Below are 1114 nucleotides of genomic sequence, written 5' to 3' on the forward strand. Positions count from 1 at the left end.
CTCGGTGAACTCGAAGTCCACATCGTCCGGATCAGGACGCTGACCCTCCAACAGGTCGTTGTCCAAAATGTTGCCCAAGCGACCGCCGTAGCTTACAAAGTAGGTCCCGAAATCATCGTCGTTGGCAATGATCTCTCTCGGACTCACACCGATCGTGATGCTGTCCTCGTCTCCGATCTGCTCGTCATCAGGGGTGGTCGCCGTAACAACCGCCACGTTGGTGATGCCGTTCTCCAGATCGCCCGCAGCAACCGTATACGTAGTCTCTACAGACTTGGTCTCTCCAGGACTCAGCGTACCCAAGGCCACATCCAGACCGGTCAACGGATCGGTAACCGTCACATCGGTCAGCGTCACGTTTCCGGTGTTGGTCACCGTCAAGGTATATACAACCTCTTCGCCGATGCCCTGGATATCTTCTCTATCGGCAGTCTTCACAATCTCAATGGATGCGTTCTGCTCGGCTATCACGGACTCGGAATCCTCATCCTCAACCTCGGTGTCATCCGGAGTAGTCGCTTTCACAGTCGCCACGTTGATGATCTCCCCGTTGTCAAGATCCTGCTGGGTCACCACATACTCAGTGGTCAACACCACGGATTCTCCCGGAGCAAGGGTCTCGATTACCTCGGTGTAACCGGTCAGCGGATCGCTCACCGTCACATCCGTCTTGGTCACGTTACCCGTGTTGGTCACAGTCAAGGTATAAGTCACCACCTCGCCGACTTCGGATACAGTCTCCTTATCCGCTGTCTTCACCATCTCAATGGACGGAAGCGGCGTGATAAGCGTGGTCACCTCATCAGTATCGGTCGGATCGTCGTCACCCGCGCTCGGACTCTCGCCCGTAGCCGTAGCCTCGTTGGTCACGCTGCCGGTATCCACGTCGTCCTGATCCACCGGATAGGTCGTATCTACAGACTTGCTCTCGCCCGGCTTCAACGTACCCACGTTCACCACCAAACCGGTTTGCGAATCCACGATCGTTACATTCTCCAAGGTCACGTTACCCGTGTTGGTTACCGTGATCGTATACGTGATCTCCTCGCCCTCTTCAGTAATGTCCGCTTCGTTGTCCGTAATGTCAATAACAATGTCGGCATTCTGCTCGGCT

At 55.3% G+C, this 1114-nt stretch carries 1 protein-coding gene; it reads right to left on the bottom strand.

Annotated elements, in window-relative coordinates:
* A partial coding sequence (locus E4S40_RS17050) for a DUF7507 domain-containing protein (protein WP_135077171.1) occupies positions 1 to 1114 on the bottom strand: 1114 nt, incomplete at both ends.

The sequence above is a fragment of the Algoriphagus kandeliae genome (assembly GCF_004571135.1).
Classification (GTDB): domain Bacteria; phylum Bacteroidota; class Bacteroidia; order Cytophagales; family Cyclobacteriaceae; genus Algoriphagus; species Algoriphagus kandeliae.